The sequence below is a fragment of the Streptomyces sp. NPDC048171 genome (genome assembly GCF_043202655.1).
Lineage (GTDB): Bacteria > Actinomycetota > Actinomycetes > Streptomycetales > Streptomycetaceae > Streptomyces.
Genome location: NZ_JBIDAU010000008.1, coordinates 306071 through 330809, shown reverse-complemented (window position 1 = coordinate 330809; position 24739 = coordinate 306071). Strand labels below are relative to the sequence as shown.

Genomic DNA, 24739 nt, shown 5'->3' with positions numbered 1-24739 from the left:
CGGCGTCAGGGCCGGGCGACCGGGTCCAGGGCCAGGGCGGCGAACGTGGCCAGCCAGTGGTCGGTGGTGAAGTCGCCGCGCTCCACCGCCGGCATTCCCGCCGCGAGGTGTGCCTGAGCCGCCGCGTCCAGGCGGGCGCGGACGGCGCCGTCGGGCAGGGCGTCCGCGAGGGCGCGCAGCGCGGCCGCGCGGCTGAGCGTCAGGCCGAGCAGGTGGCCGATCTGCGGGTCGGCGTGGTCGGAGACCACCGGCACCTCGAGCAGCGGGCAGGGCGCGCCGGAGGTGAGCGCGGGCAGGAAGCGGTCCAGCCATGCCGCGAACCGGTCCGGCGGGAGCACCCGGCGCATCGCGTCGGCCTCGGTCAGCACCGGGGAGAGGAAGTCCTGTCCGGACGGTTCCCAGTGCGCGGGTGCGTCGTGGTCGTCGGTGAACCAGGTGAGCAGACGTTCCCGGACGGCCCGGTCGGTCCCGGCGGACAGTTCCCGCGAGTCGAGGGCGAGGCTCAGCGCGAACGCGCTGTTGGGGTGGTTGCCGTGGCGTACGGGATAGGTGGCCTTGGGCAGCCAGCCGCCCAGCAGTTCGTCGACCGCGTTGACGGCGGGGGCCAGTGCCTCGGCCCAGCGGGTGCCCGCCGGTCCGCCGTGGGCGCGGCACTCGGCGGCCAGGGCGAGCAGCCACGCCCAGCCGTAGGGCCGCTCGAAGGAGGGATGGTCGCGGAGGTAGGCGGCCTCGGTGGCGAGGTGTTCCGGGGTGAGGTGGCGGTCCAGCGCCTCGAGGGCCGGTGCGGTGTCCGGCAGTTCGGGGGTGCCGCCGTGGCGGCGGAGCAGTCGGACGAGCAGCCAGTGCATGTGCACCGAGGAGTGCCAGTCGTAGGCCCCGTAGAAGGCGGGGTGCAGGGAGGTGTGCGCGGGGTTCTCCCGCGCGGAAGTGATCAGGTGGGCCGGGAAGTTGGGGTATGCGCGGGTGATGTTGGCCAGGGCGATCCTGGCGAACGGGGCCGCGTGGGCGCCGAGCGGCATCAGCGGGTGGCTCCTTCGGTGACTTTCAGGTCGTGCCCGGCCGGGGTGCGGGCGGCGGTGGCCAGCAGGGCGCGCAGGCCGTGGGCGACGGTGGCGGGCGGCAGGGACGGGGCGGTGCCGTCGGCGACCTGTTCCGGTGCCCAGGGCACGTGCGCGAACCCGCCCCTGACGTGCGGGAACTCGGTGGCTATGAGGTGGCCGAGGCCGTAGGCCACGTGGTTGCAGACGAAGGTGCCGGCCGTGTTGGAGACGGCCGCCGGGACGCCCGCCTCGCGCATCGCGGCGACGCACGCCTTGACCGGAAGGGTGGAGAAGTAGGCGGCGGGGCCGTCCGGGACCACCGGTTCGTCGATGGGCTGTGCGCCGGCGTTGTCGGAGATGCGTGCGTCGTCGACGTTGATGCCGACGCGTTCGACGGTGACGCCGGGGCGGCCGCCCGCCTGGCCCAGGCAGAGGACCAGGTCGGGGCGGGCCGCCCGGACGGCGTCGCGCAGGGCGTCGAGGGACTCGCCGAAGACGCAGGGCAGTTCGGCGGCGGTGACGGTGAGCCCGGCGGGTGGTTCGGCGGCCACCAGGGCCGCCGCCTGCCAGGACGGGTTCACGCGTTCGCCGCCGAAGGGGGCGAAACCGGTGATGAGGACGCGGGTCATGGGCGTTCCTTGCCGTGCGGGTCGGATGGCCGGGTCAGAAGGCGAAGAGCGCCATGATGACGGTGCAGCAGCCGAGCAGGGCGACGCCCGTCGGCAGCTGTGCCTTGATCGGGCCGTACTGGTCCTTCAGTTCGAGCAGTGTGGCCGGGACGATGTTGAAGTTCGCGGCCATCGGCGTGCACAGGGTGCCGGCGAACCCGGCCAGCATGCCGATGGCGAGGACGGCCGGTTCGTTGCCGTGCATCTGCTGGATCAGTACGGGCCAGCCGATCGCCGCCGTCATGACGGGGAACGCGGCGAACGCGTTGCCCATGATGACGGTGAACAGGAACATGCCCACGCAGTATGCGATCACGGCGAGGTACTTGGAGTCGTCCGGGAGGACCTTGTTCATGATGTCGCCGACCTGGTCGCCGACCCCGGCGACGGCGAAGATCGAGCCCAGCACGGCCAGCAGCTGGGGCAGCAGCAGGGCCGAGCCCATCGCCTCGAGCATGGAGCGGCCGGAGTGGACCGGGACGGACAGCTTCCTCTCGCCGGTGACCAGCATGCCGACGACGAGCGCGACGACGCAGCCGACGCCGAGTCCCAGGAGGGTCGCCTTGCCGGTCTCGAACAGGCCGGACTCGTCCAGCACCGAGGCGCAGACGATGGCGACGAGCGGGATGGTCAGCGCCGGGATGAAGATCTTGTTGCCGAGCCGGGCGGCGGAGGCCTCGCGCTGCTCACCGGTGGTGGTGACCGGGACGCCCTTGCCGAGGAAGTTGAAGCCGGCGAGCACGATCAGGGCGAGGACCGCCACGCCGAGCGGTTCGGCGGGCAGGGTCCAGTCGCCGTTCTTCGCGGTGGCGTTGGCGACGCCGGTGCCGTAGGGGAAGGTGAGGCCGAGCAGTCCCCAGAAGGCGGCGGACGTCCACCGCTTGGGGTTGCTGCGGTCGGCGGCCATCTGCACGGCCATGACGACGAAGACGAGGCCTATCAGCCAGTAGAGCCATTCGACCTTGATCACTTGTCGGCCCCCTCGGGAAGCGGCAGGTCGTGTTCGGCGGCGGCGACCGCCATCTCGCGCTCCAGCTGCCGGTCCATGAGCAGCAGCCGGGCACCGTGGATGACGAAGGCGCAGACGGCCAGCGGGATCGCCCACAGGGCCAGCTGGGTGGGTTCGATGTCCTGGTGGTACGTCGAGTTCACGAAGCCGGTGATCAGGAGGATCGAGCCGATCGCGATGAAGCAGTCCTCGCCGAAGAACACACCCACGGTGTCGGCCGACGCCGAGTAGGAGCGCACCTTCTCGCGCCACCGCTCGGGCAGTCTGGCCCCCGTGGAGCGTTCGGCGGCCGCCTCGGCCATGGGCGCGACCAGCGGCCGCACGGTCTGGGCCGGGCCGCCGATGCTGTTGAGTCCGAACGCCGCCGTGACCTGCCGGACCAGCAGGTAGACGGTGAGGAACCGGCCGGCGCTGAGCCTGCCCAGGCGCCCGATGAGATTGCGGGCCTGTTCGCGCAGGCCGTAGCGCTCCAGCAGGCCGATCACCGGAAGCACGATGGCGTAGACGGTGACCGAGCGGCTGTCGGCGAAGGACCGGCCGAAGGCCGCGAGGACCTCCAGGGGGTCCATTTTGCCGAGCAGTCCGGTGACGATTCCGGCGACACCCACTACGAGGACGGGGTTGCGGCGCGTGACGAATCCGAGGATCACCACGACCACACCGAGGAGAACGATCATTCGGTGGCCTTCTTCAGGCATGAGGGGGCGGGGCAGCACGGATCCGGAGCTTTCGGAGCCGTGGCTTCAGCGGTCCCCGGACCATAGCTCCAGATACGTGGCAGATGCACGGACACTAGCGATCGTTCAACGATCTAACAAGAGGTGGATTTTCTCCGTCCGCCCGGACGGCCACCATCGGCGTCTTGTCGGATCGTTCAACGATCGTCTACTTTCGGCATGTGATCGACCTCAACGCAGACCTCGGCGAGGGCTTCGGCCGCTGGACCCTCACCGACGACGACGCCCTGCTCTCCGTCGTCACCAGCGCCAACGTCGCCTGCGGCTTCCACGCGGGCGACCCCTCCGTGATGCGGCGCGTCTGCGCCCTCGCCGCCGAGCGCGGGGTCCGGATCGGGGCGCAGGTGTCCTACCGCGACCTGGCGGGCTTCGGACGGCGCGCCATGGACGTACCGGCGGGCGAGCTGGCGGCCGAGGTCGCCTACCAGATCGGCGCGCTCAGGGTGTTCGCCGAGGCCGCCGGGTCCGAGGTGGCCTACGTGAAACCGCACGGCGCGCTCTACAACCGCACCGTCCATGACGCCGAGCAGGCCCGGGCCGTCGTGGCGGGGGTCCGGCTGGCGGGCGGCGCGCTGCCCGTGCTGGGTCTGCCGGGCTCGCGGCTGCTCGACGCCGCCGGGGAGGCGGGTCTCACCGGTGTCCCGGAGGCCTTCGCGGACCGGGCCTACACCGCGCGGGGCACCCTCGTCCCCCGCGGCGAGGCGGACTCCGTGGTGACCGACGCGGACGCGGTGGTCGGCCGTGCGCTGGGGTTCGCGGAGCGGGGCCGGGTCGAGTCGGTGGACGGCACGACCGTCGCGGTCGCCGCCCGTTCGCTGTGCGTGCACGGCGACACCCCGGGCGCGGCCCGGATCGCGGCGCGGGTGCGCGAGGCGCTGGAAGCGGCCGGGGTCGGCATCGGGGCGTTCGCATGACGGGCGCCCGGGCCCGCTCGGCCCGCCCCGCCGGCCGCCAAGCGCTCCTCGTCGAACTGCCCGACGCGGAACACACCGCGGCCTTCCACGCCGAGGTGCTGTCCCGGCGCGCCGCCGGGACCCTGCCGCCGGTGACCGAGGTGGTCCCGGGGGCGCGGACCGTGCTGCTCGACGGGGTGCCGGACCCGGAGGCGCTGGCCCGCGAGGTCACCGGGTGGGAGGTACCGCCGGTCCCGGACGACGACGGGGACGTGGTGGAGGTTCCCGTGCGCTACGACGGCCCGGACCTGGCCGACGTGGCGGCGCTGTGGGGAGTCGCTCCCGACGAGGTCGCCGCCCGGCACGGCTCCCGGACCTACCGGGTCGCGTTCTGCGGGTTCGCGCCCGGCTTCGGCTATCTCACCGGCCTGCCCTCTCACCTCCACGTCCCCCGCAGGGCCACACCGAGGACCCGCGTGCCGGCCGGCGCGGTCGCGCTGGCCGGCCCCTACAGCGCGGTGTACCCGCGCTCCACGCCGGGCGGCTGGCAGCTGATCGGCACCATGCCGGACCCGCGGCCGCTGTGGGACCCGGCGCGTGAGCGTGCGGCGCTCCTCACGCCGGGGACCCGGGTGCGATTCGTCACAGTGGACGGCGCCTCCGCGGAGGCCGCCGCATGACGGCCAAGTTCACGACCGTGCGCGCCGGGGCGCTCACCACCGTGCAGGACGCGGGCCGGCCCGGCCACGCCCACCTCGGCGTGCCACGTTCCGGAGCCCTGGACTCGCCCGCGATGCGCCTCGCCAACCGGCTGCTGGGCAACGATCCGGACGCCGCCGTCCTGGAAACCACGCTGACCGGGTGTGCCCTGCGGCCCGATCGCGGCGTCACCGTGGTCGTCGGCGGCGCGCCCTGCCCCGTGACCGTCGACGGGCGGCCCGCCGCCTGGGGCGCCCCGGTGCGGGTGCCGGTGGGCGCGGTCCTGGACGTGGGGGCGGCCACCACCGGGGTCAGGTCGTACGTGGCCGTCGCCGGGGGCATCGCCGTCGATGCCGTCCTCGGCAGCCGCTCGACCGACCTGCTGTCGGGGCTGGGGCCACTCCCCCTGCGCGACGGCGACGTCCTCCCGGTGGGCGCGCCCGCACGGACGGTGCCGCCGCCCGTGACCGCACCCTGGCCCGGTCCGCCCGCCGAACTGGTCCTGCCGGTACGCCTGGGCCCCCGCGCCGACTGGTTCTCCCCGGCCGCCCTGCGCACCCTCGTGACGGCCGTCTACCGCGTCTCGCCGCACAGCAACCGCATCGGCCTGCGCACGGAGGGGCCGCCGCTGGAACGCGCGGCGACGGGCGAACTGCCCAGCGAGGGCATGGTTCTGGGCGCCGTTCAGGTCCCGCCGGACGGGCGCCCCGTGATCTTCCTGCACGACCATCCGACGACCGGGGGTTACCCGGTCGTCGCGGTCGTCGCGGAACCCGCCCTCGCGGCGGCGGCGCAGGCCGCGGCCGGAACCCGGGTGCGTTTCACGCCCGGCTGACGGCTTCCCGCCGCCGACGCCCTATGGCGTACGCGCGTAGACCTCGGGCACCATCGTGCTGCACCGCATGCTCAACCACCCCACAGGAAGCATGACGTTCTGCATGGAGGTTCCATCATGAGGTCTCCAACCACGCGCGTCCGGGCGGTCGTCACGGCGCTCGCCCTGGTCGCCGCACCGGGCGCGGTCGTCGTCGCCGGCGCCGGCGACGCCTTCGCGGCCACGAAGATCAGTCACGCCACCGCCACGTCGATGTTCCGCGACGTCGGCATCACCTGGTCGTCCTCCGGCAACTGCTCCAACCGGAACAACGGCACCTGTACGTCGTTCGACCAGCTCAACCTCGCCACCGCGCAGGGCGCGCAGACCCTCAAGCGGGCCACCGGGTGCGCGCTGAACATCACCGGCGGTACCGAGACCGGGCACGCCTCCGGCACCTACTCGCACTGGAACGGCTACAAGCTCGACTTCGGCAAGACCACCTGTGTCGGCAACTACATCAAGAACACGTTCACCTACATCGGCGTGCGCGGCGACGGCGCTCCGCAGTGGCGGTCCGGGTCGGGCAACGTCTACGCCGACGAGGGCAACCACTGGGACGTCACCTACTACAACTGTGGCGGCTGCTGAGCCGTGACCGCGGCCGGCGGGGGGAGGCACAGTGCTGCACGTGGACTTCGACGAGGGCGCGTTGACCCGGATGGGCGTGGCCCGGGGCGCCGACCCGTTGTGGGAGACGGTGCTGAGCCTCCACCTGCTGCAGAACGACCAGGAGCCCCTGGCCTACGACCCCTGGCGGCGCGAGGTGCGCGGCGCCCTTCACCGTGGTGGACTCGCCGACGACGTAAGGGCGTTGATGCGGCTGTGCCCGCCCACCGGGTACTTCCCGGACTTCCTGACGCCCGGTCGCGGTGACCTGGACCTGGCGGAGGGCGTGGACCGGGTGCGCTCGACGCCCCGGAGCAGACTCGTCGCCGAACTCACCCGGCTCTGCGCGAACCTGCGCGGCCCGGTGCCGCGCAGTGTGCGGTGGGTGGCCTCCGGGGACGCGACCGCACTGCGCTGGCTGGGCGGCACGCTGCGCCGCTACCACGCCGTTGCCGTGGCGCCGTACCTGCCCGTGATCCGTGCCCGGGCCGGGGAGGACCGCGCCCGGCGTGCCGAGGCGGCGCTGAGCGGTGGCGCCGAGGCCCTGCTCGCGAGTTACACGGACCTGCCGGGCTGGCGGCAGGACGGCACCCTGCTCGCCGCCCCCTACCCCGAACCCCGGTCGCTCAGGCTGGGCGGACGCCCGCTGACGCTGGTCCCCGCCTTCTTCTGCGTACGGACGCCGCTGGCCCTGGTGGACGAGTCGCTGCCGCCGGTGCTGGTGCACCCGCTGCGCCCGGCGCCGGGCTGGCTGCCGCGCCTGCGCGCCGGTGCGGCGAGGCCGTCCGTCGACCGGCTGACCGGGCCGTCGCGAGCCCGGATGCTGGAGTCGCTGGAGACGCCGATGACCACGACCTCGCTCGCCGCGGCGCTGTGCCTGGCACCGTCCACGGCGAGCCGCCACGCCGCCGTACTGCGTGAGGCGGGGCTGGTGGCGACCCGCCGCGAGGGCAACCGGGTACTGCACCGGCGTACCGCGCTGGGGTCGGCGCTGCTGGACGGAGCCGTTCAGCAGGTGGGCACGCCGGGGAGCCAGGAGTCGGCGACGTCGATGAAGATGTTGGAGACGTAGCCGCCGTAGTCGGGCAGGTAGGACCAGGCGTCGTTGCTGTAGCCGTCGTAGTTCACCAGCTCGCCGTGGACCTGGCAGCGGACCCGGACGGTCGTCGGTCCGGCCAGGCTCGCCACCCGGGTGGACCCGGTACTCGCCTGCTGACGGATGCTCACGTCGGTGCCCCAGGTCGGGAACGACGTGATGTCTCCGCCGGCGTCGGTCCACAGGTACGTGACGGTCACCCAGCCGTTGTCGTTGAGGCCCACGTTGTAGAAGGTGCCGTCGGCCAGGTCGATGCCGGCCGGGTTGGCGACCTGGCGGCCGAACTCGTCGCGACCGCCGTTGTAGCCGTTCTCGTACGCCGCCTGCGCCTCGGGCAGGCCGCGCGGCAGGTCCTTCCACTGCTCGCGCTGCGTGGAGGGGTTCCAGTGGTCGTCGTGCGTGTTCCACGGGCCGACGTCCCACACCGGCGCGGTCTCGCAGCGGGCGGGACCGCACACCTGCACCGAGTACTGTGCGCTGCCCTTGGGCGACAGGGCCCTCCGGGAGGGGAGCGCCACGAAGTGGTCGTTCGCCTTGATGACGTGGCCGTTGGCCGTGGTGTGACCGACCAGGCCCTCGCGGGTGGCGTAGACGCGGGCGGAGAAGGCGGCGGCCGTCGGCGTGGACCCGGCGGAGACGCTGCCCGTGTCGTCGGCCGTCAGGGTCAGGGCGCGGACGGCGGCCGTGGCCTCGCCCTTGGCGTTCCACAGGGTGAGCCGGGCCTGGACGTCGACGACGTCACGCGGCAGTCGCGCCGGGCTGCCGGCCGCCGCTCGCCGCCACTCGGTCCAGGTTCCGTCGGCTGCCCGTCCGCGCACGTCGACCTCGACGTCCGCCGCAACGGGCACGGTCACGTCGAGGTCCACGGTGACCCGGTTCACCGGCCGTTGGACGTGGTGGGTCTCCAGGACGGCGGAGGCGTAGCCGCGGTCCCGGTCCAGGGAGGCGGGGCTGACGGAGCCGTCCCGCACCCGCAGCGCGCCCTCCCCGTACCGGACGTTGACGTCGTCGCCGCCGGCCGGGGACAGGTCGGGGTGCCAGGACTCCGAGGCGGGCGCGGCGGCGGTGTCGGCGGCCGGTGCGGGAGCCGCGGCCAGTGCCGTGCCGGCGAGGGCGAGCAGGCACACGGTGCCGGTCAGGGCACGCGTGGGACGCGGTCCGCGGCGCGGGACGGGACCCGGGCGCGGGGTGGGAGGGGTCAGCATGTGGGCACTCCTGGGAGCCAGGCGTCGGCGACGTCGATGAAGATGTTGGACACGTATCCGCCGTAGTCCGGCAGGTACGACCAGGCATCGTTGCTGTAGCCGTCGTACTCGACGAGCCCGCCGTGGACCTGGCAGGCCACGCGGACGGAGGTCGGTCCGGGCAGACTCGCCACCCGGGCGGAGTCCGTGGAGGGCTGCTGACGGACGCTCACGTCCGTGCCCCACGTGGGGAACGGGGTGCCCGTGCCGCCGTCGTCGCCGCGGACCAGGCTCATGTAGTAGGCCCAGTCCCAGTGCGGGCCGGGGTCGGTGTGGTCGTTGCCGGGCACCTCGCTGTGTCCCACGATGTGCGCGCGGTCCCGGGGGATGCCGTACCTGTCGGTGAGGTGACGGGTCAGCGCCGCCGACGAGCGGTACATGGCGTCCGTGAACCAGGCGGGGTCGCTGACGTACCCCTCGTGTTCCACTCCCACGGAGTAGGGGTTGGCCGAGCGCGCGTGCCAGGCGGTGTCACCCTCGCGGACGCTCTGGGTGATCTGGCCGTCGGAGGACCGCACCACGTAGTGGGCGCTGACCTGCGCCGACGGGTTCTGGAACCAGCTGATGGAGCCCGCGTAGGAGCCCTGCGTGACATGGACGACCACGGTGGTGATCGCCGAGTTGCGGCCCGCGGCGTAGTTGCCGGAGTACGCCGGGTTCCACAGGGCCGGCGGGTAGTCGGCGGATGCGCTCGCCCCGGCGCCGGGGCCGGTCCCGGCGTACTCCCCGCGCTGGGGCCGGACCTCAAGCGGGGCCACGGTGACCTGCTCGCCGCCGTCCGCACGGGTCCGGACACCCTCGCCGAGGACGTCGTAGACGGCGTCGGCGTAGAGGCGCGCGGCGGCGTCGCTGCCGGAGGCCCCGTAGCGGGCGGCGACCGGGTACCAGGCGCCGAGGCGGTCGCGGTCCGAGGCGTCGAGACCGGCCTCGTCGGCCAGGGCGCGCAGCACGGCGGCGGCGCCGTGGATGTTGGCGTCGGTGTCGCGTTTCAGGTCGGCGACGCTCTCGCCGGTGAGTCGCGCGGCCTGTTCCAGGGTGTGCCGTTGCGGGTTGCTGACCAGGTGCATCATGCCGTAGCCGTTGTCCTGGCTGGGCAGTCCTTCGTGGCCGTCCAGGCGGGTCTCGCCGTAGCCGACGGCGACCAGCAGGTCCCGGGGGACGTCGTGGGCGACGGCCGCGCGGTCGAATGCCCGGTTGACGGAGCCGTCCGGTGCGTTGGGCGCGGGTGCGGCGGCGGCCGGGGAGGGCTGGCCGGTGAGGGCCAGCGCGGCCGCGACGACCGCGGCGCACAGTGCGGTTCTCGCACGTCCGGCGGGGAGTGAGGAGGACATGTGGGGGTGCTCCGCTCTCTCCGGTGCCCACGAGGTGTGGGGGCGGTTCGGGTGCGGCCGGGGGTCTCCTGGGGGCGGCCCGGCGGTGGCCGCGCGGGCACCGGGGGTCCGCGGCCGGCCGGTCTCGCGAACGGGCCCGCGAGGAACGGGCGTTCGCGCACACCGGTAGCCGCATGATGGATCGCCCCACTTGTCGTGAGCAAGTCATTGCAGTCTGAGCGAAAGACCGCGCGGCCGCTTCCTGGCGGTACGCGGCTCCGCCGGGCGTCATCCGGTGCCTGCTGAGGGTGATGTCCCCGGCGACCTCGGGGAGTTCACGTCCACGAGGCGGTCCTCGGAACTCCAAATTCGTTTGCCCGTCGGCCGTGGCGACGGATGCAATGGCCGGAACGATCAACCGAGGAGGCGTCGTCGCGTGAACACCCCCTTCGAAGCAGCGCGGGCCGGCGGGCCGTCCGTCCGGATCGGCGCTCTCGTTCCACTGACCCGGCCGGGCTGGGTCGAGGCGGGCCGCCATCTGCTCGCCGGCCTCGAACTGGCCGTGGACGAGGTCAACGACAGCGGCGGGGTGACCGGCGGACCGCTGGAGCTGGTGGTCCGCGACACCGCGGCCGATCCGTCGAAGGCCGCGGCGGCCGTGGAGGAACTGGCCGGCCTGGGCGTGGCCGCCCTGGCCGGTGAGTACCACAGCGTCGTCGCCCGTGCCGCGGCTTCCAGGGCCGACGCACTCGGCGTGCCGTACCTCTGCTCGTCGGCGGTGCTGGACACGCTCACCGAAGGGCCCACGGACCGGGTGGCCCGGCTCGCACCGGCGCAGTCCCACGGGTGGCGCGTCTACGGGGACTTCCTGCTCGGCGCGGGCCATCGCCGGGTCGCCGTGGCGACCCAGCCGAGCGTGTACTGGGCGTCCGGGACTCGCCTCCTGCGGGAGCACCTGGCTCCGCGCGGCGGCGCCGTCACCGAGTTCGACATGAGCGCGCTCTCCCCCGCGGCCCTGTGCGACGCGCTCGCCGACCACGGCGCGACGGCTCTCCTCCTCCTGCTCGGCCACCCGGATCCGGTGGTCCCCGTCGTCAGGGCCGTGCGCCGCGACCCGCGACTGGCCGGGCTGACGATCGGTGCCCCGGCCGGGCAACCGGAGTTCGCCGAATGGGCCGGGGCGCTGGGCGCCGACGGTTCCGGGATCCCGTTCCTGCGCTACCTGCCCGAGCGGCTCGGCCCGCTGGGCGCACGGGTCGGGGCGGCTCTTCGCGTACAGCTGGGCGAAGCGCCCTCCTTCGTCGCCTTCGAGGGCTACGACACGGTCGCCGTCCTCGCCGACGTGCTGCGCAGGGACGGAGCGGAGCCGGCGGGCACCGCCTGGTCCTGGTCCCGGGTCGACGTCGAAGGCACCCGGGGGCGGATCCGGTTCACCCGCACGCCCGGTATCGGCGTCCTGCAGTGGGCCTGGCCGCCGGTCCAGGTCGTGGACCGGGATCCGGCGCGCCCCGACCGCTTCCGCGTCCTGCACACCGGCTGAATCCGCACGGAGCCGACCGGCCCCACGCGTGACGGGCATGTCGATCAGGAAGACCGGCGGCCGCCCGAACGCCTCCACCAGCGCTCCTCCCAGCCGCGAGCCGAAGCACACGTCGCCGCACCGGCCGTTCCCCCCGCACCGGCCGCTCCCGGGACCGACAGGGCCCGGTTGTTGTCTCCGGGGTCACTGTCTTCCCTGCAGGCCGCGGTCACCGCCCTTGCATCTTTGTGCCGTCGCACCAGTGGGCGGGCGGATGGGGGAATCGGTACCCGCCGGGTTCGGAGATTCGTTCCCGGGCCCGGCCTCTGGCGCGGTTTCGACGTCGGCTTCCGCTTCGGCGTCGGCCAGCAAGCCGGTCAGCGTCGCGCGGGCGCGGGACACCCGCGAGCGGACCGTCCCGACGGGGCAGCCGCTCATCTCGGCCACGTCCGCGTAGGGCAGGCCCGCGAGTTGGGTGAGGACGAACGCCCTGCGGCGGTCCGCGGGCAGGGTCTGGAGGAGATCGGCCAGTGCTATCCCGTCGTCGAAGCCGGGCAGGTCCCGCTTCTGGGCGCGTTCGGCCACGCCCTTCCAGTCCTCCGTGTCGCTCAGGCGTGGTCTCGCGGCGGCGTACCGGTGGCTGTCGATCACCGCACGGCGGGCGATGGACAGCAGCCACACCCGCGCCGAGGACCGGCCCTCGAAACGGTGCAGGCTTCCGAGCGCCCGCACGAAGGTGTCCTGGGCCAGGTCGTCGGCGAGTTGAGGGTCGGAGCAGAGCCACGCCACGTAACGCACGACGTCCTGGTGAAGGGCGCGAACGAATCGGTCGACGGCCACGGGATCCCCTCCCCGGGCGGCGAGCGCCCATGCGGTCACCGCCTCGTCGGACGAGGCCGTTGACCCGAACGCGTCGCGCCGGGCGGGTTCTTGTGGCGGTAAGGACAGGCGTGGCAGGGCAGGGGTGATCACTCGAGGTCCTTCGCGGTTCGTCCGGGCGGCTGCGGAACGGGTGAGCCGGTCGTACGAGCGGCTGTCTCAGGACCGGCTGCCGCACGACCGGCCGTCTCACACGAGAGCGAGGCCGGGCGGAGGTCCACGGGAAGTGATCGGGTCGGCGAGGAGCAAGCGGTTCGGCGTCCGGCCCGCGCCGCGCGCACGCCGGACCAGGGGGTGAATCGGCCCGGCGGTGGAGGTGCCGCGCGGCAGCCGCAACGGCGCGGCCAGCCATCCGGCGACGGCCCGGAGCAGGTCGAACGCGGCGCGCTCTCCGTGGGCCAGCCAGAGTCCGCACAGCAGCGCGGCGAGCGTGTGGGCGGCCCACATGCCCAACGACGACGAGCCACTCATGTCGTGACCCGCGCCGGTCATCTCCATGGGGCCGGAACCCAGATGCACATGAGCGGCATGCAAATACCCATGGTCGACACCCAAGTGTCCCTGGTCGACACCCAAGTGTCCGTGGTCGACACCCAAGTGTCCGTGGTCGGCGCCCAAGTACCCATGGCCGACGCCCATGTTCATGTGGCCGGCGTCCATGTGCGGCTGCGCCATGCCCCCGCCGCCGGGCACAGAGGACGGCGCCGGGGCGGACGGCGTCGGTATCGCCGCGAACGCGCGGTGCAGCACCGTCTGCGCGGCGACCGAGAGCGCGACGACGGCGGGCAGTCCCCGCTCACGACCGGCCACGCACCAGGCCGCGCCCGCCGTGCCACCCAGTCCCGCTCCCGCCGCCCACCAGGGCACGGCGGCACCGGACATCAGGCTGTGTCCGAGGGCGGCGAGCAGCACGCAGACGGCGGCGAACAGCACAGCCCGTACGAAACGCGCGCACCGCATGCCGCCCGCGGGCGCACGGAGCCACGTCACACGGGGAAGCGTTCGTGCGCCAACCGTCACGGTGCAGTAGTCGGAGACGTACACCGGCGGGTTCCCGCCACATCAAGTGGCGTGGGCCACACTCAGGACGGCTCCGCACCCCGGTCACCTCGTGGGGCTGAGCCCCTCCACGGTCAGTCCGAGCAGGCGGCGCGCCTCGGCAGCCGGGGCGGCGTGGTGCTCCGTGGCCAGGGCGATGCCGGTGACCAGCGTGAGCAGGTCGGTGGGGGTCACGCCCGGCGCCACCACGCCCTCCGCCGCGGCGCGCCGCAGCAGGGGCTCGACCGCTCCACCGAGTTTCGCCGCGCAGGCGTTCACATGCTCCGGCTCGACGAGCCTGTCCTGCGCCAGCGCGTCGGCCATGCCCCGCGCGGAGGCGGCGTATTCGGTGAGGGCCCGCAGCCAGTCCAGCAGCGCGGTGCGGGCGTCCTCCGCCTCGGCCGCCTCGACGGCACACACCCGCAGGGCCTCGATCCGCTCGGCGAACACCGCCTCCAGCAGCGCGCGGCGGCCGGGGAAGTGCCGGCGCACCGTCGCCGAGCCGACACCGGCGATACGGGCGATGCGTTCCAGGGACGCGTCGGCGCCGTGTGCTGCGACCTCCTGCTCGGCGACGGCCAGGATCCGCGCGTAGTTGCGCCGCGCGTCCGCGCGCTGGTGATCAGGCATGGCGTCCTCTCGCATTGCTAAATGGCGGGCCCCTCCGTATCGTACCGGGAAGCTAAGTGGCGGGCCCCGCCACTTAGCTTCGACGATGCCTGTCCGGAGGACACCATGACCACAGATCCCGCACCCGTCCTGGTCACCGGCGCGACCGGCCGACAGGGCGGCGCCACCGCCCGCGCCCTGCTGAAGTCGGGAGTACCGGTCAGGGCGCTGGTCCGCGACCCCTCGACCGACCGGGCGGCGGCGGTCGCGGCACTCGGCGCCGAACTGGTGGTCGGGGACCTGGACGACCTCGGCTCGCTGACCCGCGCCGCCGACGGGGCCCGCGCCGTCTTCTCGGTCCAGATGCCCGACCTCGAAGGAGCCGCCTTCGCGGGCGAGCTCGCGCAGGCCACCCGGCTGATCGAGGGCGCCAGGGCGGCCGGGGTGCCCCAGTTCATCCACACGTCGGCCTCCGGCGCCGGGCAGCACACCGGCTGGGTGCGGGGCCGATGGGCCGCGATGGAGCCCTATTACACGGCGAAGGCCGGGATCCAGGACCGCGTGCGCGAGGCCGGCTTCGCCCACTGGACGCTCCTCAAGCCGAGCTTCTTCATGGAGAACTTCCTCCCCGCCGAGGCCATCGTGTTCCCGCGCGGCCTGGCGGGCGGCCTGGTGAGCCTGCTCAAGCCCGCGACGCGGCTGTCCCTGGTCGCGGTCGACGACATCGGCTCGGCCGCTGCCGCGGCCGTGGCCGAGCCCGAGCGTTTCGACGGCGTGGAACTGGAACTGGCGAGCGACCACCTGACCATGACGGAGATCGCCGGTATCCTCTCCCGTCACCTCGGCACGACGGTCGCCGCGCCCGACATGAGCGAGGAGGAGGCGGTCGCCGCCGGCATGCCCGACATGGGGTTCGGACAGTCGTCCCTCAACGAGTTCCCGCAGCCCGCCCGCCCCGAGTTCGCGCGGAAGCTGGGCCTGTCCGTCACGCCCTTCGCATCGTGGGTACGGCAGCACATGCCGAGCGCCTCCTGACACCGGCGGGGACTCGCGCGAAGCCGGACCGCACGACACCACACCGCGCCACACCGCGCCGCACCGCACCGGACCGGACCGGACCGGACCGGACCGGACCGACGAGTTATACAGTTTTATCTGTACAGCTGAGACTGTGGAAGTTAAGCTGTGCGCATGAGCGAGAACCAGTACCTGTCGCCGTCGGCGGTCGAGGCGTCCCGCGAGGTCCGCGCGGTCATCAGGCGTCTGCGGCGCCGCATCCTCAAGGCGTCCGAGGCGGAGGACATCACCGTGGGCCAGGCGACCCTCCTCGCACGCCTGTCCGACCGCGGCGGGGTCACGGCCAGCGAACTCGCCGCGGGCGAAGGGGTGCGGCACCAGTCGATGACGGCGACCATCGCTCCGCTCGCCGCCCTGGGGCTCGTGGAGCGGCGGCCCGACCCGGACGACGGGCGGCGCCTGCTGATCACACTGACCGCCGAGGGCCGCCGGCGGGTAGAAGAGGACCGGCAGACGCGCAAGGAGTGGCTCGCCGGCCAGTTGCAGGACAAGTGCACGGAGGAGGAGCGCCGTGCGGTGATCGCGGCCATGGCCGTCCTGGAGCGACTCACCCGTGACTGAGCCGACGGCGGCCCGGACGCGCGACGAGGACCGGCCCGGATTCGACCGGCGGCTGCTGCCGCCCATGCTGCTGGGTTCGGTCCTCAACCCGATCAACTCGACGATCATCGCCGTCGCCCTCGTCCCCATCGGCAGCGCCCTGGGAGCGCCGGCCTCGGAGACCGCATGGCTGGTCTCCGCGCTCTACCTGGCCACCTCGCTCGGACAGCCGGTCGTGGGCCGGCTCATCGACCTCTTCGGTCCGCGCAGGCTCTTCCTCCTCAGCACCGGCCTGGTCGGCGTGGCCGGAGTGGTCGGCGCCCTGGCACCCGGCCTCGGCGTACTGATCGCCGCGCGGGTCCTGCTCGGCTTCGGCACCTGCGCCGGCTATCCCGCGGCGATGGCGCTGCTGCGCGGCGAGGCCGACCGCACCGGGCGGGACAGTCCCGGCGGGGTACTGACCGCGCTGGCGGTCGCCAATCAGACCATCGCCGTCGTCGGCCCGCTGCTGGGCGGTCTGCTGATCGCCGCCGGTGGCTGGCGCACCACGTTCGCGCTGAACGTGCCCCTGGCCGTCGCCGCGGTGGTGCTCGGGATGCTGCGCCTGCCCAAGCCGGCCGACGGGGCCGGGCGCCCGCGGCACGAACGGCCGGCCGCGCAGCTCGACCTGCCCGGCATGGCGCTGTTCGCGGCGACGCTCGTCTCGCTGCTGCTCTTCCTGATGAACCTGCACCTGCGCGACTGGTACCTCGTGGCGATCACCGTCGCCGCGGGTGCGGCCTTCGCGGCACGGGAGCTGCGGGCCGCCACCCCCTTCATCGATCTGCGGGTGCTGGGCGGCAACACCCCGCTGCTGGCCACCTACGGGCGCGCGCTCGTGGCCTACGTCGTGGCGTACGCCTTCCTGTACGGCTTCACCCAGTGGACGGAGGAGGGCTTCGGACTGTCGCCCTTCCATGCCGGGCTGGCACAGATCCCGATGTTCCTGCTGGCGATCGGCGTCTCGGTCGTCTCCGGCCGCAGCCGGGGTGTGCGCGGGAAGCTGCTGCTCGGCGCGGCGGGGCAGATCGTGGCCTGCGTGCTCATCCTGACGCTCACGGCTGAGAGCCCGCTGTGGATGCTGCTCCTGGTCGCCCTCGTCTTCGGCGTCCCGCAGGGGCTCAACAACCTGGCCCTGCAGAACTCGGTCTACTTCCAGGCCGTTCCCGAGCGCACGGCGTCCTCCGCCGGTCTGCTGCGGACCTTCGCGTACGTCGGCTCCATGATCGCCTCTGCCGCGAGCGCGGCGGCCTTCGGGCACCGCGCGGACACCGGCGGCATGCACACGCTGGCCTGGGTCATGCTCGGCGCCGGGGTGGTGTACCTCCTGCTGACGGTCTTCGACCGCACCCTGGGCCGCGGGCCGGCCCCGGAAACACGGTCGGCGACGTAGCCGGCGGACCCGGGCCCGGCGATCCGCCGCCCCGCTCAGCGGACGTCCCCGCCGGGCCCTCCCGGGTTCTGGGAGCCCCCGGCGTTCAGGTGCTGCAAGGCCTCGACCAGCTCCTTGCAGGCCCGTTCCACCGACCGCCGGGTGTTGAGCTGCTCGCTGATCACCGCGGACAGCAGGAGCGCGGTGAGCCCCAGCGTGCCGTTGAACGCCTGGAGCCTCATCAACGTCTCGATGTCACTGAGCGTGCCGAAGGCGCCGACCTCCTCCCGGGCCACGACGGTGGCCATCACCGAGGCGAACAGGGCGCACGGTACGGCGCCCGCCAGCTGGAAGCGCAGCACGGAAAGGATCAGCAGGGGGTAGACCAGGAAGAGCAGGCTGACCGTGCTGTACATGATCAGCGGGACCAGGACGCAGACGACGACGGCGAGCCCCACGGCCTCGGTCCACCGGGCGGACGGCGGCGGCAGCCGGGCACGGTGCAGGAGCAGCAGCATCGGCGTGACGAGTACGACGCCCATCGCGTCGCCGACCCACCACGCCAGCCAGACGAGCCAGAGATCGCTCGACGGCAGCTTGTCCGACAGGACGAGCATCCCGACGCCCACCGCCGAGCTGATCAGCATCGCCGTCAGCGCCCCCAGGAAGACGAGCGACAGCCCGTCGCGCAGGCGGCTCAGGCTCACGCGGAAACCCACAGCCCGCAGCATCAGGTAGGAGCAGACGGGGGCCGCGGTGTTGCCGGCCACGATCCCGACGGCCGAGAGTCCGGGCCTTCCGAGGGAGACGATGACGAGCAGCGCGCCGAGCGCGATGCCGGGCACGCACCGTGGTCCGAAGAGCAGCAGACAGGCCACCGCGAGGCCGGTGGGCGGCCAGATGGGTGTGACGACCGCCCCGTCGGCGGTCAGCTGCTGCGACAGGCCCAGTCGCCCCGCCGCGTAGTAGATACCGGCGACGAGCAGCGTCTCGCAGAGGAGGACGACCGGTCGCGGCCATGCACGGATATCCACCACAGAGCCATCAGACACCGGCCCCGGCCGGTCAGCGAGGTGAGAGGCGCCGCGACCCGCCCTACGGCGTAACGGCGGGTCCGCCATGGCCGACGACGAGCACGGCGGCGTCGTCCTCGTGTCCGATCAGCTCGGCGTTCTTGAGCACGGCGGCCGCGAGGGCCTGTGCCTCCATGCCGACGACGGCCGCGAGGCCCGCCAGCCGCACCACCCGGTCGAGCCCGTCGTCGATGCTGAGGGAGGGCCCCTCCACGACGCCGTCCGTGACCAGGACGAGCACTCCGCCCGCGGCGAGCCGGTACCGGGTCACCGGATACTCGGCCCCCTCCAGGACGCCCAGTGGCGGCCCGCCCTCGTCGTGGCAGACCTCGGCCCTGCCGTCCGCGGTGGCCCGGACACAGGGGATGTGGCCGGCCCGCGCGCTCTCCAGGACGCCGGTGGCCGGATCGAAGCGGATGAAGGTGCAGGTGGCGAAGAGGTCCTTGTTCAGGGACAGGACGAGGTCGTTGGTCCACGTGAGCAGGTCGCCCGGCTGGCTCGTCACGGAGGCCAGCGCCCGCAGGCCGACACGGATCTGGCCCATGAACGCCGCCGCGTCGATGGCGTGACCCTGCACGTCACCGACGGACAGCCCGACGCGGCCGTCGGGCAGCTCGAAGGCGTCGTACCAGTCGCCGCCCACATTGAGTCCGGCGTACGCGGGCGCGTAGCAGGCGGCCAGATGGAAGCCGGGCACCGTGGGGAGGTCGGCGGGCAGCATGTCGCGTTGCAGGGCGATCGCGAGCTCCACCTGGGACCTGCGCAGCTCGGCCAGCTCCCGGGCCTGAGTGGTCAGCGACGCCAGCCGGGCCAGCAGCTCTTCACCGTCAGGTGCGGGACGCTTGCGGAACATCGGCCACTCCCGGACCAGGACGCCTCCGAACGGGCGTCAGCCACCCGCGGGCCTGGCCAGTGCAAGTGTGTCACCCGGCCCGGGGAAGGGCATGTCGAGCGACCCGCCAGGCCCGACCGGGGGGAGTCGCCGGGCGGCGCGGCCCGGCCCGGTTCGGTTCGGCCCGGTTCGACGAGCGTGGGGCCGTAGCCGCTCACCGAGCCGCACCGGGCTCGTCCCGGCCCCCGCCCGAGGCACACAGCAGACACGCCCCGGCGCCCGGAAGGGCGTCCGGTTTCCGTACCCTTGCCGCATGCGTATGCGGCCCACTCTGAGCTGGACCCCGGGAGCGGACCTGCCGCCGGGCACCACGGACCTGGAGCCCGTTGCCGACGCGCTGGGCGCCGGTGGGGTGGTGGTGCTCAGCGGGGCGGGGATCTCGACCGAGTCGGGGATTCCCGACTACCGGGGCGAGGGCGGCAGCCTGAGCCGGCACACGCCGATGACGTACCAGGACTTCACCGGCAGCGCCGCGGCCCGGCGCCGCTACTGGGCCCGCAGCCACCTCGGCTGGCGCACCTTCGGCCGGGCGCGGCCCAACGCCGGGCACCGGGCCGTGGCCGCGTTCGGCGATCGGGGCCTGCTCGCCGGTGTGATCACCCAGAACGTCGACGGTCTGCACCAGGCCGCCGGCAGCGAGGACGTCGTCGAACTGCACGGCAGCCTGGACCGCGTCATCTGCCTGACCTGCGGCGCGTTCAGCGCGCGCCGCGAACTGGCCCGGCGTCTCGAGGCAGCCAACCCGGGGTTCGAGCCGGTGGCCGCCGGGATCAATCCGGACGGCGACGCCGATCTCACCGACGACCAGGTCGGGGACTTCCGAGTGGTGCCCTGCGCAGTGTGCGGCGGCGTCCTCAAACCGGACGTGGTGTTCTTCGGCGAGGCCGTCCCGCCCGCACGCGTGGAGCACTGCCGCGAACTGGTCCGGGGTGCCACCACGGTGCTGGTCCTGGGCTCCTCGCTGACGGTGATGTCGGGGCTGCGGTTCGTCCGCCAGGCGGCCCGCGCCGGGACGCCGGTGCTGATCGTCAACCGGGACCCGACCCGCGGCGACCGGGAGGCCGTCGCACGGGTCGCGCTCCCCCTGGGCCCGGCCCTCACCACCGTGGCCGCCCGGCTCGGCATCGCCACCGACGACACCGCGACCACCTGAGCGGACCCGCCGAAGTCCCCGGCGTCACCCCCTTGACCGCGGTCCCTCCACTCCATATGGTCCTCGCACCTCACGAGGTACATCGATTAACCAATCGTTAACCGCTTGGTTGGAGACCCCCGCTGTGCGCTCTTCGCTGACTCGGCGCGACCTGCTCGCCGCCGGTTCCGGCCTGGCTGCGGCCGTTGCCCTGCCCGCTCTGTCCGGCTGTTCGTCGTTGGCGTCGGCGGACTCCGATCCGGACACCCTCGTCGTCCACACCCAGCTCGGCACGACCGCGCCGGGCTCCCCCACCTACCTCGCGGCCGTCGACCGCTTCCGCGAGGAGAACCCGGGGCTGAAGGTCAAGAACCTCGTCAACGGCGACGACCTCGGCCAGGTGTACGAGACCTCCCGGCTGGCCCGCAAGGAGGCCGACGTCGTGATGGTCAACCTCTACGACAAGACGCTGGCCTGGACGGACGTCGGCGCCACCGTCGACGTCCGCCCCTACCTGGACGACTGGGGGCTGCGCGACCGCGTGCTGCCCGCCGCCCTGGCCGACTGGACCGACGACGAGGGCCGGGTCAGGGCGTTCCCCTACTTCGCCACCAACTGGCCCGTCGCCTACAACCGCGCCCTGCTCGACCGGGCCGGCGTCGACGAGATCCCCACCACCGGGGACGCGTTGATCGCCGCGGCCCGCAAGCTCCGCGCCAAGGGCATCGCCCCCGTGACCGTGGGCGGCAACGACTGGACCGGGCAGAAGCTGATGGCGCAGATCATCCAGACGTTCCTGTCGCAGGAGGAGGCCCGGCACGTCTACTCCACCGGCGACTTCGGCGGCCGCGGCGCCCGCCGGGGCATCGAGTACTTCACGCATCTGCGCGACGCCGGAGTCTTCGCGGACAAGGCGCAGGGGCTCACGTCCGACTCGATGAACACGCAGTTCAACACCGAGGAGGCGGCGATCCAGTCGGCGATGTCCTCGGCGCTCGCCAAGGTGCCGGAGAAGGTGGCCCGGCACACCGAGGTGGGCGGCTGGCCCCTGGCCGACGGCGCGGCGCACGAGGGTCCGACCGTCATCCGCGCCTACACGCTCATCGGTTTCTGGATCAGCCCCAACGGCGTGCGCAAGATCGAGCAGGTCGAGAAGTTCCTGCGGTTCATGTACCGGCCCGAGACGGTGGCCCGGTTCGTGACGGAGAGCGGCCGGGACATGGCCCTGCGCACGGACGCCGTGAGTACGGACTTCCCCCTCGTGGGCGCGGCCCAGCGGCTCGGTTCCGAGGTGAGCCAGGTCCTCCTCCCCGACGTGTACGTGCCGCCCGCCGCGGCGCAGCAGCTGATCACCGCGACCAGCACGTCCTTCACCCGGGGCACCAGCGCGACCCGGGTGCGCGCCGCCCTCGAGTCCGCGTACCGGTCCGCATGAACCGCCCGGTCCTCCTCGTATCCGCCCCCCGTACTCCGGGAGTCACCGCATGACGACGCTCACGACGACGCCGGACGGCAGCGCGGCCCGTCGGTCCGCATCCCCGCCCCCGCCCGCCTCCGCACCGCGCGGGCGCCGGCGGCAGGGCGGCACCGTCCTCGCGGTCCCCGCACTCGCGTGGTACCTCGTGTTCATGGTCGGGCCGCTGCTCGCGATCTTCGTGATCGCGGCCCTGCACTGGCCGGGCATGCTCCAGCCGGTGTCCTTCGCGGGCCTCGACAACGTCCGGGTGGTCCTGGACGACCCGGTGTTCTGGGACGCGGTCCGCAACACGGTCGTACAACTGGCCGTCGCCCTGCCCGTGATGATCGTGTGCGCGTACATGCTGGGCTACTACGTCGCCCAACGGCCGCCCGGGCACCGCGTCCTGCGGTACCTGCTCTTCATTCCGGGGCTGATCTCGACGCCCGCGAAGGCGATGGTCTTCTACGCCGCCCTGTCCCCGGACGGCCTGCTCAACGGGGCGTTGACGGGCATCGGCCTGGGTTCGCTCACCGACGCCTGGCTGGCCTCGCCCTCGACGGCGCTGGCGTGTCTGATCGCCCTGGACATCTGGAGCGGCATCGGCTTCACCGCCGTACTGTTCGCGGCCCGGCTGGGCAGTGTGCCGGACGAGCTGGGCGAGGCCGCGCAGCTGGACGGGGCGGGGCACTGGCGGACGATGTGGTCGGTGCACTTCCCGGTGATCCGCGACTACGTGGGCGTGGTGACGATGCTCCAGTTCCTGTGGACGCTGTTCGGCTCGGCGCAGCACGTGCTGCTGCTGACCCAGGGCGGTCCGGGGACGTCGTCCACCACCCTGTCGTTCCTCGTCTACCAGAAGGCGTTCATCGCCGCCGACCTCGGCTACAGCCAGACGGTGGGCGTCCTGCTCTTCCTCGCCGGCCTCGTCGGGCTGTTGACGATCCGCCGCGTCTTCCGCCAGAACTACTGATCGGAGCAGCACTCATGAAGCTCGGCAAGCGCTGGCTCCCGGCCCACGTCCTGGTGTGGACGTACGCGGTGCTGCTCGTCGTCCCGCTGTACTACTTCCTCGCCTCGGCGTTCAAGTCGAACGAGGAGATCTTCGCCCACCCCTTCGCCCCGCCCACCTCGCTGGGCATGGACAACTTCCGGACCGCGTTCGACAGCGCCGACCTGGGGCTCGCGGTGGTCAACTCCGCGCTGGTGACGGTGTTCTCGCTGGCGCTGACGCTGCTGCTGGCGATCCCGGCCGCGTTCGCCCTGGCCCGTTCGACCGGGCGGCCGGCGGCGCTGGTGGAGAAGGTCTTCTCCCTGGGCTTTCTGATCCCGACCTTCGCCGCGCTCTTCCCCACCTTCCTGCTGGCGGCGGCCACCGGGCTGTTCCACACCCGGATCTTCATGGTGCTCTTCCTGCCGGCGACGGCGCTGCCGCTGTCGGTGGTGATCCTGGTGCAGTTCATGCGCACCATCCCGCCGGAGATGGAGGAGGCCGCCCGGCTGGACGGGGCGTCGACCTTCGCGGTGCTGCGGCACGTCTACACGCCGATGTGCCTGCCGGGCATCGCCACGGTGCTGCTGCTGAACTTCCTGACCTTCTGGAACGAGTATCTGTACTCGCTGGTCATCATCGGCCCGGACCCGGCGCAGCGCACGGTCCAGGTGGCGCTGCCCACGCTCAAGTCGATCACCGGCACGGACTACGGCGTCCTGACGGCGGGCACGGTGCTGACCCTGGTGCCGGTGTGGATCGTCTACACGGTGCTCCAGAAGCGCATGCAGCAGGCCCTGGTCAGCGGGGCGGTGAAGGCGTGAGCGTGTCCACCGAGCGGCCGGGCCGACGGCCGACGATCAAGGAGGTCGCCGCCGCGGCCGGCGTGTCGACCGCCGCCGTGTCGCAGGCGTTCAACAACAAGGGCCGGCTCTCCGAGACGACCCGACGCCGCATCCTCGACGCCGCGCTGGAGCTGGGGTGGAGCCCCAACGCCCCGGCGGCGGCGCTGCGCAACGCCCGTACCCGCAGCCTGGCCCTGGTGGTCCGGCGCCCCACCGACGTGCTGGGCTCCGACCCGCACTTCAGTGAGCTGATCACCGGCATAGAGGGCGAGCTGGCGCCGCGCGGTTACGGTCTGCTGCTGCACCTGGTGAGCGGTCACCGGGAGGAGTACGCGCTCTACGAACGGCTCGCGGCCGAGGGCCGGGTGGACGGGGCGGTGCTCACCGACGCCCGCGACGAGGACGCCCGCCCCGCCCTGCTGGCCCGGCTGGGGCTGCCCGCGGTGCTGCTGGGCGCGCCGGACGGCACGGGCGTCGTACCGCGGGTCGGCCTGCGGGACCAGGGGGCGGGGATCGCCGAGGCCGTCGCACACCTGCTGGCGCTCGGCCACCGGCGTGTCGCCTACGTCAGCGGGCCACCGGAGCTGCAGCACACCCGGGTGCGCAGGGCCGCCTTCGAGGACGCGCTGCGCGCGGCCGGGCTGCGTCCCTTCGCGGTCCTGCCGACCGACTTCAGTGAGCGGCACGCCGTCGGAGCCACCGAGGCGCTGCTCGCCGCGGCCGACCGGCCCACCGCGCTGGTGTACGCGAACGACTCGATGGCCGTGTGCGGCATCGGCACCGCGCAGCGCGCCGGGCTGGCCGTGCCCAGGGACGTGTCCGTGGTCGGCTACGACAACCTGCCGCTCGGCAGCTGGCTCCATCCCCGGCTGACCACGGTCGACCAGCAGGTGCAGCGGGTCGGCGCGGCCGCCGCCCGCATGCTGCTGGCCCTGTGCGGCGAGCCGGTCGAGGAGACCGGCCTGGACGGGCGGCCGCGGCTGGTCGTCCGTGAGTCCACGGGCCCCGCCCCGCCCGGGGACGCCGCCACGGGTCAGGACGCCCGCTGACCTCACGGCCGCGACGCACCCGCGGCCACGCACCACCCGAACCCCACCA

At 73.2% G+C, this 24739-nt stretch carries 25 protein-coding genes; 14 read left to right on the top strand and 11 right to left on the bottom strand.

Translation table 11 applies throughout. The features are described 5' to 3' along the window. Window positions 1-5: 5 nt before the first annotated feature. Genes ACGF3J_RS24020 through ACGF3J_RS24005 form a run of 4 tightly spaced genes read right to left on the bottom strand, consistent with a single transcriptional unit; the run spans window position 6 to window position 3394 of the window. Window positions 6-1019, bottom strand: coding sequence for a DUF2891 domain-containing protein (locus tag ACGF3J_RS24020; protein ID WP_393854720.1), 1014 nt, complete (start codon window positions 1017-1019; stop codon window positions 6-8). Beyond that, on the bottom strand, window positions 1019-1669 hold the full coding sequence (gene pcp / locus ACGF3J_RS24015) for a pyroglutamyl-peptidase I (protein ID WP_393854719.1): 651 nt from the start codon (window positions 1667-1669) through the stop codon (window positions 1019-1021). Before pcp ends, ACGF3J_RS24020 begins: the two co-directional genes overlap by 1 nt. Window positions 1670-1703: 34 nt before the next feature. Beyond that, window positions 1704-2678, bottom strand: coding sequence for a DUF979 domain-containing protein (locus ACGF3J_RS24010; protein ID WP_393854718.1), 975 nt, complete (start codon window positions 2676-2678; stop codon window positions 1704-1706). After that, window positions 2675-3394, bottom strand: a complete 720-nt coding sequence (locus ACGF3J_RS24005) for a DUF969 domain-containing protein (RefSeq protein WP_161331281.1) — start codon at window positions 3392-3394, stop codon at window positions 2675-2677. Before ACGF3J_RS24005 ends, ACGF3J_RS24010 begins: the two co-directional genes overlap by 4 nt. Before the next feature lie 221 nt (window positions 3395-3615). On the opposite strand from ACGF3J_RS24005, the gene ACGF3J_RS24000 reads away from it, so the two are divergent. The 5 genes from ACGF3J_RS24000 to ACGF3J_RS23980 all read left to right on the top strand — a co-directional run bounded on the left by ACGF3J_RS24000 (window position 3616) and on the right by ACGF3J_RS23980 (window position 7601). Continuing rightward, window positions 3616-4368 carry a LamB/YcsF family protein gene (locus ACGF3J_RS24000; protein ID WP_393854863.1) on the top strand — a complete coding sequence of 251 codons (753 nt, stop codon included), beginning with the start codon at window positions 3616-3618 and terminating at the stop codon, window positions 4366-4368. Continuing rightward, entirely contained in the window at window positions 4365-5027 is a 663-nt protein-coding gene (locus tag ACGF3J_RS23995) for an allophanate hydrolase subunit 1 (RefSeq protein WP_393854717.1), read from the top strand. The genes ACGF3J_RS24000 and ACGF3J_RS23995 overlap by 4 nt, the downstream gene beginning before the upstream one ends. Continuing rightward, window positions 5024-5881 carry a biotin-dependent carboxyltransferase family protein gene (locus ACGF3J_RS23990; RefSeq protein ID WP_393854716.1) on the top strand — a complete coding sequence of 286 codons (858 nt, stop codon included), beginning with the start codon at window positions 5024-5026 and terminating at the stop codon, window positions 5879-5881. Before ACGF3J_RS23995 ends, ACGF3J_RS23990 begins: the two co-directional genes overlap by 4 nt. A gap of 117 nt (window positions 5882-5998) precedes the next feature. Beyond that, on the top strand, window positions 5999-6511 hold the full coding sequence (locus tag ACGF3J_RS23985) for a hypothetical protein (protein WP_386931038.1): 513 nt from the start codon (window positions 5999-6001) through the stop codon (window positions 6509-6511). Window positions 6512-6542: 31 nt separating this feature from the next. Next, window positions 6543-7601, top strand: coding sequence for an ArsR/SmtB family transcription factor (locus ACGF3J_RS23980; protein WP_393854715.1), 1059 nt, complete (start codon window positions 6543-6545; stop codon window positions 7599-7601). Here the strand turns inward: ACGF3J_RS23980 and ACGF3J_RS23975 are convergent. Together ACGF3J_RS23975 and ACGF3J_RS23970 are read right to left on the bottom strand one after the other, a co-directional pair. Further along, window positions 7538-8830 (bottom strand): hypothetical protein, encoded by a 1293-nt coding sequence (locus ACGF3J_RS23975; protein ID WP_393854714.1) that lies wholly within the window; start codon window positions 8828-8830, stop codon window positions 7538-7540. The two genes, ACGF3J_RS23980 and ACGF3J_RS23975, sit on opposite strands and share 64 nt — an antisense overlap. Further along, complete coding sequence (locus ACGF3J_RS23970) at window positions 8824-10200, bottom strand: N-acetylmuramoyl-L-alanine amidase (protein WP_393854713.1); 1377 nt, start codon at window positions 10198-10200, stop codon at window positions 8824-8826. The genes ACGF3J_RS23975 and ACGF3J_RS23970 overlap by 7 nt, the downstream gene beginning before the upstream one ends. Before the next feature lie 415 nt (window positions 10201-10615). On the opposite strand from ACGF3J_RS23970, the gene ACGF3J_RS23965 reads away from it, so the two are divergent. Beyond that, the gene (locus ACGF3J_RS23965) at window positions 10616-11719 is read left to right on the top strand and encodes an ABC transporter substrate-binding protein (protein ID WP_346346302.1); all 1104 of its coding nucleotides are present in this window, start codon (window positions 10616-10618) and stop codon (window positions 11717-11719) included. Between the two features lie 183 nt (window positions 11720-11902). On the opposite strand, the gene ACGF3J_RS23960 is transcribed toward ACGF3J_RS23965, so the two are convergent. The 3 genes from ACGF3J_RS23960 to ACGF3J_RS23950 all read right to left on the bottom strand — a co-directional run bounded on the left by ACGF3J_RS23960 (window position 11903) and on the right by ACGF3J_RS23950 (window position 14245). Then, window positions 11903-12670, bottom strand: a complete 768-nt coding sequence (locus ACGF3J_RS23960; RefSeq protein WP_393854712.1) for a sigma-70 family RNA polymerase sigma factor — start codon at window positions 12668-12670, stop codon at window positions 11903-11905. A 96-nt stretch (window positions 12671-12766) separates the two neighbouring features. Continuing rightward, the gene (locus ACGF3J_RS23955; protein ID WP_393854711.1) at window positions 12767-13567 is read right to left on the bottom strand and encodes a hypothetical protein; all 801 of its coding nucleotides are present in this window, start codon (window positions 13565-13567) and stop codon (window positions 12767-12769) included. Between the two features lie 114 nt (window positions 13568-13681). Then, window positions 13682-14245, bottom strand: coding sequence for a TetR/AcrR family transcriptional regulator (locus tag ACGF3J_RS23950; protein ID WP_393854710.1), 564 nt, complete (start codon window positions 14243-14245; stop codon window positions 13682-13684). Between the two features lie 105 nt (window positions 14246-14350). Between ACGF3J_RS23950 and ACGF3J_RS23945 the strand changes: the two genes are divergently transcribed. The 3 genes from ACGF3J_RS23945 to ACGF3J_RS23935 all read left to right on the top strand — a co-directional run bounded on the left by ACGF3J_RS23945 (window position 14351) and on the right by ACGF3J_RS23935 (window position 17273). Next, complete coding sequence (locus ACGF3J_RS23945) at window positions 14351-15259, top strand: NmrA family NAD(P)-binding protein (RefSeq protein WP_393854709.1); 909 nt, start codon at window positions 14351-14353, stop codon at window positions 15257-15259. A 156-nt stretch (window positions 15260-15415) separates the two neighbouring features. After that, entirely contained in the window at window positions 15416-15862 is a 447-nt protein-coding gene (locus ACGF3J_RS23940; RefSeq protein WP_122619298.1) for a MarR family winged helix-turn-helix transcriptional regulator, read from the top strand. A gap of 64 nt (window positions 15863-15926) precedes the next feature. Further along, the gene (locus tag ACGF3J_RS23935) at window positions 15927-17273 is read left to right on the top strand and encodes an MFS transporter (protein WP_393854862.1); all 1347 of its coding nucleotides are present in this window, start codon (window positions 15927-15929) and stop codon (window positions 17271-17273) included. 35 nt (window positions 17274-17308) lie between these two features. On the opposite strand, the gene ACGF3J_RS23930 is transcribed toward ACGF3J_RS23935, so the two are convergent. Beyond that, complete coding sequence (locus tag ACGF3J_RS23930) at window positions 17309-18289, bottom strand: MASE1 domain-containing protein (protein WP_346346017.1); 981 nt, start codon at window positions 18287-18289, stop codon at window positions 17309-17311. Window positions 18290-18347: 58 nt separating this feature from the next. Then, complete coding sequence (locus ACGF3J_RS23925; RefSeq protein ID WP_393854708.1) at window positions 18348-19178, bottom strand: PP2C family protein-serine/threonine phosphatase; 831 nt, start codon at window positions 19176-19178, stop codon at window positions 18348-18350. Window positions 19179-19470: 292 nt separating this feature from the next. Here ACGF3J_RS23925 and ACGF3J_RS23920 point away from each other — a divergent pair, with 292 nt between their 5' ends. The 5 genes from ACGF3J_RS23920 (at window position 19471) to ACGF3J_RS23900 (ending at window position 24690) form a co-directional block, all read left to right on the top strand. After that, entirely contained in the window at window positions 19471-20370 is a 900-nt protein-coding gene (locus tag ACGF3J_RS23920) for an NAD-dependent protein deacetylase (RefSeq protein WP_393854707.1), read from the top strand. A 124-nt stretch (window positions 20371-20494) separates the two neighbouring features. Further along, the gene (locus tag ACGF3J_RS23915) at window positions 20495-21784 is read left to right on the top strand and encodes an ABC transporter substrate-binding protein (RefSeq protein WP_161332071.1); all 1290 of its coding nucleotides are present in this window, start codon (window positions 20495-20497) and stop codon (window positions 21782-21784) included. Between the two features lie 49 nt (window positions 21785-21833). After that, entirely contained in the window at window positions 21834-22778 is a 945-nt protein-coding gene (locus tag ACGF3J_RS23910; RefSeq protein WP_161332070.1) for a carbohydrate ABC transporter permease, read from the top strand. A 14-nt stretch (window positions 22779-22792) separates the two neighbouring features. After that, window positions 22793-23620: a carbohydrate ABC transporter permease gene (locus ACGF3J_RS23905; protein ID WP_161332069.1), complete on the top strand. Its 828-nt coding sequence runs from the start codon at window positions 22793-22795 to the stop codon at window positions 23618-23620. Beyond that, window positions 23617-24690, top strand: coding sequence for a LacI family DNA-binding transcriptional regulator (locus ACGF3J_RS23900; protein WP_161332068.1), 1074 nt, complete (start codon window positions 23617-23619; stop codon window positions 24688-24690). Before ACGF3J_RS23905 ends, ACGF3J_RS23900 begins: the two co-directional genes overlap by 4 nt. Window positions 24691-24739 lie beyond the last annotated feature (49 nt).

What these genes read in the sequence shown, in the direction of transcription:
- ACGF3J_RS23985 (WP_386931038.1), top strand. Translation starts at nt 5,999, where the DNA reads ATGAGGTCTCCAACCACGCGCGTCCGGGCGGTCGTCACGGCGCTCGCC.
- ACGF3J_RS24020 (WP_393854720.1), bottom strand. Translation starts at nt 1,019, where the DNA reads ATGCCGCTCGGCGCCCACGCGGCCCCGTTCGCCAGGATCGCCCTGGCC.
- ACGF3J_RS23925 (WP_393854708.1), bottom strand. Translation starts at nt 19,178, where the DNA reads ATGTTCCGCAAGCGTCCCGCACCTGACGGTGAAGAGCTGCTGGCCCGG.
- ACGF3J_RS24005 (WP_161331281.1), bottom strand. Translation starts at nt 3,394, where the DNA reads ATGATCGTTCTCCTCGGTGTGGTCGTGGTGATCCTCGGATTCGTCACG.
- ACGF3J_RS23910 (WP_161332070.1), top strand. Translation starts at nt 21,834, where the DNA reads ATGACGACGCTCACGACGACGCCGGACGGCAGCGCGGCCCGTCGGTCC.
- ACGF3J_RS23995 (WP_393854717.1), top strand. Translation starts at nt 4,365, where the DNA reads ATGACGGGCGCCCGGGCCCGCTCGGCCCGCCCCGCCGGCCGCCAAGCG.
- ACGF3J_RS23935 (WP_393854862.1), top strand. Translation starts at nt 15,927, where the DNA reads ATGCTGCTGGGTTCGGTCCTCAACCCGATCAACTCGACGATCATCGCC.
- ACGF3J_RS23950 (WP_393854710.1), bottom strand. Translation starts at nt 14,245, where the DNA reads ATGCCTGATCACCAGCGCGCGGACGCGCGGCGCAACTACGCGCGGATC.
- ACGF3J_RS23990 (WP_393854716.1), top strand. Translation starts at nt 5,024, where the DNA reads ATGACGGCCAAGTTCACGACCGTGCGCGCCGGGGCGCTCACCACCGTG.
- pcp (WP_393854719.1), bottom strand. Translation starts at nt 1,669, where the DNA reads ATGACCCGCGTCCTCATCACCGGTTTCGCCCCCTTCGGCGGCGAACGC.
- ACGF3J_RS23945 (WP_393854709.1), top strand. Translation starts at nt 14,351, where the DNA reads ATGACCACAGATCCCGCACCCGTCCTGGTCACCGGCGCGACCGGCCGA.
- ACGF3J_RS23905 (WP_161332069.1), top strand. Translation starts at nt 22,793, where the DNA reads ATGAAGCTCGGCAAGCGCTGGCTCCCGGCCCACGTCCTGGTGTGGACG.
- ACGF3J_RS23975 (WP_393854714.1), bottom strand. Translation starts at nt 8,830, where the DNA reads ATGCTGACCCCTCCCACCCCGCGCCCGGGTCCCGTCCCGCGCCGCGGA.
- ACGF3J_RS23920 (WP_393854707.1), top strand. Translation starts at nt 19,471, where the DNA reads ATGCGTATGCGGCCCACTCTGAGCTGGACCCCGGGAGCGGACCTGCCG.
- ACGF3J_RS23940 (WP_122619298.1), top strand. Translation starts at nt 15,416, where the DNA reads ATGAGCGAGAACCAGTACCTGTCGCCGTCGGCGGTCGAGGCGTCCCGC.
- ACGF3J_RS23970 (WP_393854713.1), bottom strand. Translation starts at nt 10,200, where the DNA reads ATGTCCTCCTCACTCCCCGCCGGACGTGCGAGAACCGCACTGTGCGCC.